5 protein-coding genes and 1 pseudogene are annotated in these 9,074 nt (G+C 72.9%); 2 read left to right on the forward strand and 4 right to left on the reverse strand.

The window, feature by feature from the left end; all coding sequences use genetic code 11:
* From ACTHNQ_RS09165 to ACTHNQ_RS09180, 4 genes and pseudogenes are all read right to left on the reverse strand, one after another.
* Window positions 1-506 (reverse strand): annotated as a pseudogene (locus ACTHNQ_RS09165) (mandelate racemase/muconate lactonizing enzyme family protein); the annotation flags it as partial.
* A 37-nt stretch (window positions 507-543) separates the two neighbouring features.
* Entirely contained in the window at window positions 544-1,710 is a 1,167-nt protein-coding gene (locus ACTHNQ_RS09170; RefSeq protein WP_440333031.1) for an ROK family protein, read from the reverse strand.
* A 51-nt stretch (window positions 1,711-1,761) separates the two neighbouring features.
* A complete protein-coding gene (locus ACTHNQ_RS09175) occupies window positions 1,762-2,712 on the reverse strand; it encodes an acetylxylan esterase (RefSeq protein ID WP_440333033.1) in 951 nt (316 codons plus the stop codon).
* Complete coding sequence (locus ACTHNQ_RS09180) at window positions 2,702-5,107, reverse strand: glycosyl hydrolase family 95 catalytic domain-containing protein (protein WP_440333035.1); 2,406 nt, start codon at window positions 5,105-5,107, stop codon at window positions 2,702-2,704. The genes ACTHNQ_RS09175 and ACTHNQ_RS09180 overlap by 11 nt, the downstream gene beginning before the upstream one ends.
* A gap of 133 nt (window positions 5,108-5,240) precedes the next feature.
* On the opposite strand from ACTHNQ_RS09180, the gene ACTHNQ_RS09185 reads away from it, so the two are divergent.
* The gene (locus tag ACTHNQ_RS09185) at window positions 5,241-7,427 is read left to right on the forward strand and encodes an alpha-galactosidase (protein WP_440333037.1); all 2,187 of its coding nucleotides are present in this window, start codon (window positions 5,241-5,243) and stop codon (window positions 7,425-7,427) included.
* Between the two features lie 81 nt (window positions 7,428-7,508).
* Window positions 7,509-9,074, forward strand: a 1,566-nt coding sequence (locus ACTHNQ_RS09190) for a glycoside hydrolase family 27 protein (RefSeq protein WP_440333039.1), incomplete at its 3' end; no start/stop codon positions are given.

A 9,074-nucleotide genomic window follows, 5' to 3' on the forward strand; every position in this document is an offset into this window, starting at 1 on the left:
ACCTTGAGCTTCGACCCGTGCCAGCCGCCGTCGCGCGCCGCGAGGGTGTTGGCGACGAGCGTCTCGGTGTCGATGTGCAGCCAGCCGCCCTCGGTGTCGTACAGCGGCACCTGCGGCTCCGCACCGCCCGCCGCGCGCCACAGCGGTTCGTCCTCGCGGCGGCAGCGGGCATCCCACACGGCGGTGTCGATCGCCGCGAGCGCGAGGGAGGTGATCGCGCCCACGGTCGTCGCCCGGGTCTGGCCGAACAGGTGTCGCCACACCGCCTCGGGTCGGCGCACGTCCTGCCCGACGAGGGCGGGCAGGAGGTGCTCCCGCAGCATCGACAGCACGGCGCGGCCGCCCGTGCCGATCGTGTACGAGTAGCCGCGGCCGGGCGTGCCGTCCGACGTCTCGAGGTCGACGACGATGGTCTCCTGCTTCACGAACGACTGCACGGCGTCGGTGCGGACGGTCTCGACGGGGATGTCGACGAGCATGGCTCGGGCGTGCGTGATGACGGACATGGCTCCTCCGGAACCGAATGGATGCCGCGACGCGGCGTCAGCGGACCAGTGACTGGATGGCGGCCGCGGCAGCGCCGCGCGCCCAGTCCTGGAAGGTGTGCGGCCGCACCACGATGCGGCACCGGGCGGCGGCGCCGAACGCGTGGGCGTCGAACGCGTCGCGCAGCGTCGCGTCGTACAGGTCGAAGTCGGCGACGCCCTCGCCGCCGATGATGACGAGCTCCGGTCCGGTCAGGTTCACGAGGGTGGCGATCGCGGTGCCGACGAGCCCGGCCGCCTCGCGGAACGCGGCGTCGGCGATCGGGTCGCCCGCGTGGGCGAGGCGCACCGCCTCGTCGATGCCGATGTCACGCCCGAAGGCCGCCGACAGCGACGCCTCGATCGCGGGGGTCGACGCCACCGCCTCGACGCAGCCGCGCCGCCCGCACGGGCAGACGCGCGAGGGGTCGGCCAGCGGCAGGTGGCCGATCTCGCCCGCCACCCCGTAGGCGCCGGTGACGACCTGGCCGTTCAGATGCAGGCCGCTGCCGATGCCGCGGCCGATCGTGACGATCGCGAACGACTCGGTGCCGAGCCCGACGCCGAACCAGTGCTCGCCGACGGTGAGCGCGTGCACGTCGTTCTCGAGCGTGACGGGCCGGCCGAGGCGGTCCTGCAGTGCGACGCCGAACGGCTCGTCGGTCCAGCCCATGATGGCCGACTCGCGGACGACCCCGGCGACCGTGTCGACGTCGCCCGACACCGACACCCCGACGCCGGCGATGGCGTCGGCCTTGTCGCCGAGGCCGGCTTCGAGCGCCGTCACCACCTCGACGACCGCGTCGGCGGCTGTGGCCGGATCGTGCGCAGCGAGCGCCCGGCTCTCGCTCACCAGCACATCGGTCGACAGGTCCGTGGCGACGCCGATCACCTCGTCGACGTTGACCTTGATGCCGAGCATGACCATCGCGTCGGGGACGATCGAGACGGGGGCGGCCGGGCGGCCCGGGTTGCCGTCGCGCTGCGTGGCCGGCGGGGCGTCGACGAGGCCCGCGGCCACGAGGGGCGACACCGCCTTGGTGACGGCGGCCTGCGACAGGCCGGTCTGGCGCGCGATGTCGATGCGGCTGATCGGGCTGCGCGTCAGGATGGTGGCGAACACCCTCGACCCGGCCTCGGACGCCGTGCGGATGAGCGTCGTGCGCGCGGCGGTGTCGTGGTCCATCGGTTCCCTCGGTCGTTGTCGTTACGGTAGCGAATTCGTGCGGTCGGCGTCTCAGGGCGCCCCGAGCCGGGCGGCGGCGAACTCGAGCGCGTTCTCTTCGTCGAGGTCGCCGCCCGCCTCGTGGCCGTTGTAGGGCCACAGCACGATCTGCTTCGGCCCGGCGTAGGCGGTGAAGGCGGGCAGCACCGTTCCCGGGGGTGCGATGCCGTCGCGCAGCCCGGTGCTCAGCAGCGCCGGTGCGTTCGCGCGCCTGGCGTGGTTGATCCCGTCGAAGTAGCGCAGCGTGTCGAGGGCCGCCGCGGTGTCGAGCCGGCGGTCGGCGAAGTACTGCGTGAGCAGCGCGTAGGGGTGCTCGTCGCTGAGGTCGGCGGCGCGGTCGAGCTCGCACAGGAACGGGGCCTGCACGATCGCGACGGCGAGATCCGGCACGAGCCCCGCGATCGCCAGGGCGATCCCGCCGCCCTGGCTCGCGCCCACGGCGCCCACGCGCGCCGGGTCGACGAGATCCAGCGACCGCAGGGCCTCGACGGCGCGCACGGCATCGGCATACACCCGCCGGTAGTAGTACTCGTGCGGCGAGCGGATGCCGCGCGTGAGGAATCCGCCGGCCGAGGGGCCGCCGTCCGGATGGTCGTCGTCGGTGTCGCCGTGTCCCTGGCCGCGGGCATCCACCACGAGGTGGGCGTAGCCGGCCGCGGCCCAGCGCAGGTCTCGCAGCGCGTGCCCCCGGCCGTTCCCGTAGCCGAAGAACTGCACGAGGCCCGGCAGTGGAGCGGCCGCGCCGTGCGGGACGCGGAGCCACGCGCGGATCGGCGTGCCGCCGAATCCGCGGAAGGTCACGTCGAACACGTCGATCACCGCCAGGCGCGTCGGCCTGGGCTCGATCGTGACGTCGAGCGGGTGCCGGCGCGTCTCGGCGAGCGTCTCGGCCCAGAACGCGTCGAAGTCGGACGGCTCGGTCTGCGTGGTCGGCTCGTCGACGAGCGTGAGCTCACCGCGCATCGTGCGCCCCGATCGTCAGGGCGCCGGCATCCAGGATCGCCGCCGCCACGTCGACCGCCCCGCCCGCCGGCACGTCGAGCTCGATGCGGCGGTCGCCATACGCGACGGTCACCCGGCGGTCGCCGCCGCGGATGCTGCGCAGCGACGCCGACACGAGCACGCCCTCGCGCCAGGCGAGGTCGACGACGAGGCCGGTGCGGGCGCCGAGACCCTGCACGTCGCCGTCGGTCCACGCGGCCGGCAGCGCCGGAAGCAGCCGCACGACGCCGCCGTGGCTCTGCACGAGCATCTCGGCGATGCTCGCCGGAAACCCGAGGTTGCCGTCGATCTGGAACGGCGGGTGCGTGCTGAAGAGGTTCGGCAGCAGTCCACCCCACTCCGAGCCGTCGACGGGGCCGTGCCGGGTCGCGTCGCCCTCGAACGGCGTGAGCGCTTCGCCGAGCAGCTGCGCGGCCGTCTCGCCGTCGCCGATGCGGGCGCGCATCGCGATCTTCCAGGCCCACGACCAGCCCATCGCACCGGGACCGCGGGCATCCAGCAGGCGGACGCCCGCCTCGAACAGCTCGGGGTCGCGCTCGCGTGTGAGCACATCGAGGGGGTGCATGCCGATGAGCGGCGACAGGTGACGGTGCAGCGGCTCCGACTCCACGACCTCGGCCGACCATTCCCTGAGGCGTCCGTCTGCGCCGATGCCCACCGGGGCGAGCATCGCGAGTGCGCGGTCGAGCTCGGCGGCGAGCGGGTCGTCGATCCCGAGCACGGCGATCGCGGTCAGAGCCCGTTCGAACAGCGCGCGGATCAGGAAGAGATCGGATGCCGCGGTCAGGCCGAGCGCCGTGTTATCGCCGTCGTCGGCGACGAACGAGTTCTCGGGCGAGGTCGACGGCGACGTGCGGAGGGTGCCGTCCGGCGCCGGCACCAGCCAGTCGAGGCAGAACTCCGCGGCGCCGCGCATGACGGGCCAGATGCGGGCGCGCAGCAGATCGACGTCGCCGCCGTACTCGTACGCGTCCCACAGATTGTGGGTGAGCCACACGCCCCCCATCATCCAGATGGCCCAGCTCGGGGCACCGTGCCCGCCTCCGACCGGAAGGCTCCAGCCCCAGAGGTCGGAGTTGTGGTGCGCCACCCAGCCGCGTGCGCCGTAAAGATCGCGGGCCACGTCGGTCCCAGTGCGTGAAAGGTGCTCGACGAGCGCGAGCAGCGGCTCGAACGCGTCGTCGAGGCCCAGCACGGGAGCTGCCCAGTAGTTCATCTGGGTGTTGATGTTGATCGTGTAGTTCGACGACCAGGCAGGGCGCAGCTGGTCGTTCCAGATGCCCTGCAGGTTCGCCGGCGGTCCGCCGATGCGCGACGACGATGCGAGCAGGTAGGCGCCGTACTCGGCGATCACCGACGCGCGCAGCTGTGCGTCGTCGCCGTGAAGGATGTCGCGGTCGACGTCCCAGACGCCCTCCCGGCGACCGCCGATCGCGAACCGCGCCCGAGCATGGCGCCGACGGTCGGCGACGTGCTCGGCGAGCAGCGCGGACGGTGCGCGGCGAGCCGCGGCATCCACGCGCTGCGCGGCGCGGTCCCGGATCGCCTCACGGGAGGCGGTCCGCCACTCCCCGTCCGCGTCGGCCCACCAAAACTCGGCGCGGGACGAAGTGGAGAGGGCGATCAGCAGCCGGTGAGCTCCGCGGACGGTCGCGCGCGCGGGCGCGGCGTCCACGGAACCGTCGGTGTCCAGTGCGACCGCGACGGCCGCGAAGGCGTCGAAGTCGGCACCGGCCTCGGCGTACCGCAGGGGCGGTTCGACGGAGGTCTCGTGCAGCGGGGCGCCGTCGACGGGGATCTCGACGTCGAGACCCAGGTCGCGCGGCGTGCTCCACAGGGGCGAGGTGAGCGAGAGGGATGCCGCGAACGCGACGTCGGACGTGAGCTCGACCAGCAGCGCCTGGGCGGGCGCCGACACCCAGGAGCGGCGGACGACGGTGCCGCCCGGCACGCGCAGCCGCTCGGTCAGGACGCCTTCGTCGAGGTCGAGCACGCGGGCCGGAGACTCGGCCGCCGCGCCCTCGAGGGCGACCGAGAGGTCGGCCAGCGGCAGGTACTCCTGCGAGTACGGTCCCTCGAACGACATCAGCAGGCGCTCTGCCGTGCGGACGTCGCCCGCGTCGAGGGCGGCGCGCACGTCGGCAAGTCGCTCGGGGCCCGCGCCGCCCGCGAGCACGTCCCGCAGCGCGGCGGCGGGGCCGTCCGGCGTGCCCGACCACACGGTCGCATCGTTGAGCGCGTACCGGCCCGTCGCGCCCCCGAACGCCATCGCTCCGATGCGCCCGTTGCCCAGCGGAACGGCGGACTCCCACCGGTCGGCGGGGGCGCTCCACGACAGTCGCAGGGTGTCGCTCATTCGGTCCTCAAGGGTCTCGGCCCGGAGATCGCGGCTGGGGGCGTCTTCGCCCGCAGACCTCGGATCTTTGCTTGCGACGCCAGCGTATTCATGATTAATTACCGATGTCAAGAAACTCGACCGAGGAGCTCGAATGGTCAACGGTGAAGGCGCCGTCCACACTCTGCGTGCGGCCGGTGCCGCGCTGGTCGTCGATGTGACCGGTGCGCAGCCGAGGCTGCTGCATTGGGGCGCCGACCTGGGCGATCTCGGCGCGGCCACGGCCCAGGCGCTGCGCGCGACGGCCGTGCCGGCGGTGCTCAACAACTCGCCGGATGTGCCGCGCGTCTTCTCGGTGTGGCCCACCGAGCAGGACGGCTGGGCGGGCACGCCCGCGCAGGCGGGGCACCGGGGCGGCACCGCCACGACCCCGCGTCCTCGGCTGCTCGACGCCGAGGTCCTCCACGCCGAGGCGGGCGGCGGCCGGATCGTGCTGCGCTTCGACGACGCCGTGGCCGGCACGCGCGCCCGGCTGGAGTACGGGCTGGACGCCGCCGGGGTCCTGTCGGTCGACCTGTCGGTCGAGAATCCCGCGGAGGCGGCATCCCCCTATCTCGTCGACGGGCTGCGGGCGCTCGTGCCGCTGCCCGACCGGGCGGGAGAGCTGCTGGACTTCACCGGCAAGTGGTGCCGCGAGCGTTCGCCGCAGCGCCTCCCGTTCTCGTTCGGCACCCATTCCCGCCGCGCGCGGCGGGGCAAGCCCGGGCACGACACACCGTTCCTGCTCGTCGCCGGCACGCCCTCCTTCGGATTCGGGCACGGCGAGGTGTGGGGCGTGCACCTCGCCTGGAGCGGCGACGGCGAGTACCTCGCCGAGCGGCTGCCCGAGGGAGCCGGCGCGCTGTCCCGCGTCATCGGCGCGGGGGAGCTGCTGCGGTCCGGGGAAGTCGTGCTGCAGCCGGGCGAGCGCTACGACGCCCCCACCGTCCTGTTCACCTGGTCAGATCGAGGTCTCGACGGGCTGTCGGCGCGTTTCCACCGGCGGCTCCGGGCGCGGCGCAGCCACCCGACCGCGCCGCGTCCGCTCGTGCTCAACACGTGGGAGGCGGTCTACTTCGACCACGACCTCGAGCGGCTCGTCCAGATCGCGGACAGTGCCGCCGAGGTGGGCGTCGAACGCATCGTGCTCGACGACGGGTGGTTCCAGGGGCGCCGCGACGCCAACGCCGGGCTCGGCGACTGGCTCGTCGACGAGCAGGTGTGGCCAGACGGCCTCGGGCCCTTCGTCGACGCCGTCCGTGCGCGCGGCATGCAGTTCGGCCTGTGGTTCGAGCCCGAGATGATCAGCCCGGACTCCGATCTCGCCCGCGCCCACCCCGACTGGGTGCTCGCGCCCCGCGAAGGCGTCGGGCCGACCGCCCGCAGCCAGCACGTGCTCGACATCGCGAACCCCGAGGCCTACGCGCTCGTGCTGGAGCGCATCAGCGCGCTCGTCGCCGAGTACGACATCGACTACCTCAAATGGGATCACAACCGCGATCTCGTCGAGCCGGTCGCCCGCCGCGCCGAGGGCGACCGGCCACTCGTCCACGAGCAGACCCGCGCGCTGTACCGACTGCTGGACGAGCTGCGCGCCCGCCACCCGCGGCTGGAGATCGAGACGTGCTCGGGCGGCGGCGGCCGCGTCGACCTCGGCATCCTCGAGCGCACCGACCGGGTGTGGGCGTCGGACTGCAACGACCCTGTCGAGCGGGCCCGCATCGAGCGCTGGACGCGCCTCCTCGTGCCTCCGGAGCTCATCGGCTCGCACCTCGGCGCGCACCGGTCGCACACGACGTCGCGTGAGACCGACCTGTCGTTCCGCCTCGCCGTCGCCCTCACCGCGCACGCCGGCATCGAGACCGACCTGACCGTCGCCGGGCCGGAGGACCTGCGCACCGTCACCGCGTGGGCGGCCCTCTACCGCGAGCTGCGGGACCTCATCCACACCGGGCGCATCGTCAACGCCGACCTCGCCGACGATGCGACGATGCTCACCGGCATCGTCGCCCAGGACGGCGGGCGGGCGCTGTTCACGTGGGCGCGTCTGGCGACCTCTCCTGACGGACAGAGCGGCCGCGTGCGCTTCCCCGGTCTCGACACCGCCGCGCGGTACCGCGTCCGTGTGCGCCCGGAGCTGGGCGCCACCAGCCGTCACGAGGTCGCCGACCCGGACTGGATGCGCCCCGCGGTCAACGGGGGCATCGAGCTGCCGGGCGCCGTGGTCGCCGTCGCAGGCGTGCCGCTGCCCACCCTCAACCCGCAGCAGGCGCTGCTCTTCGACGTCGTGAAGGTCGCCTGACCCGCCGGCGTCGACACACTCCCAGGGGACCGCGCGATGGGGCGCGGGGTTCGCCGATGAACCCACCGCAGAGAGGAAACCATGAACACCAGGAACCGCCACGCCCTCGGGCGACGGTGGCTCGCGGCGCTGGCTGTCGCTGCCGTCGGCACGACCATCGGGATCGGGAGTGCCGCGGTCGCCGCGGGGCCCCGGGCCGAGGCATCCACTCCCGCTCCGGCGGTCGTCCCCGCGGCGACCGTTCCCGACGACGCGCCGGGCGCGCGACCGTACATGGGCTGGAGCAGCTACAGCATGCAGGTCTACGCGGGGAACGGCTCGACGTGGATCACCGCGGACCAGATCATCGCGCAGTCCGATGCGATGCATCAGAAGCTGCAGTCCGCCGGCTACGACCACATCAACATCGACGCCGCCTGGAACGACGGCGTCGACGAGTACGGGCGTCCCACGCCGAGCGCGAAGCTGTACCCGGACGGACTTCAGGCCGTCATCGACCACATCCACGCCAACGGGCAGAAGGTCGGCCTGTACGCGATCCCCGGCATCTCGCCGCAGGTCTACGAGGCCGATCTGCCGATCTTCGGCGCCCCCGACTGCTCGACCGGCGACATCGTCAAGCAGCCGATCCAGAAGGCGGACTACTGGGGCATCGGCTACCGGATCGACTTCTCGAACCCGTGCGCCCAGAAGTACGTCGACTCCATCGCCGACATGTTCGGTCAGTGGGGCATCGACTTCCTGAAGTTCGACAGCGTGACCCCCGGGTCGGGCGTCAGCGACCTGTCGCTGGATGCCCGCGACGACGTCAAGGCGTGGTCGCAGGCGCTGCACCGCAACGGCATCTGGTTCGAGCTGTCGTGGGCGCTCGACATCCGCTACGCCGACTACTGGGCGCAGTACGCCGACGGCTGGCGTGTCGAGTGGGACGTCGAGTGCTACTGCGAGAAGACCGCGCTCACGAACTGGAACAACATCGCCCGCCTGTTCCCGCGCGCCGCGGACTGGTGGCGGTACGCCGGCCCCGACCGCGGGTGGAACGACTTCGACTCGCTCAACGTCGGCAACGGCAAGATGGACGGCCTGACCAAGGACGAGCGCCGCACGGCGGCGACGCTGTGGGCGGTGTCGGCGGCGCCGATGTACGTCGGCAACGACCTCACGCAGCTCGACGACTACGGCATCCAGCTGCTCACGAACCCCGAGGTCATCGCGGTGAACCAGGCCGGGCGTCCGGCGCACCCCGTCTCGACGGCATCCCCGCAGCAGACCTGGTACACGGCCAACCCCGACGGCTCGGTCACGGTCGCGGTGTTCAACCTCGGGCAGACGGATGCCGACATGACGGTGTCGCTGGCCGACGTCGGGCTGTCGGGCTCGGTGAAGGTGCGCGACCTGTGGGCGAAGAAGGACATCGGCAAGGCCGAGGGGTCGTTCGTCGCGACGGACGTGCCCGTGCACGGCACGCGCCTGTTCACCTTCACTCCGGCGAAGGGCGCGACGATCGCGCTGAACGACGACGACGCGCAGCTCACGTATGAGGGCGCGTGGTCGCGCAACGGCGGCGCCGAGCAGGTCGCGGCGTCGCAGTCGCTCACGGTGTCGGTGTTCGACTCGTCGAAGGGTGGCACGGCGCCGGCCACCGGC

This window comes from Microbacterium sp., assembly GCF_051953575.1.
In the GTDB taxonomy this organism is placed as follows: domain Bacteria; phylum Actinomycetota; class Actinomycetes; order Actinomycetales; family Microbacteriaceae; genus Microbacterium.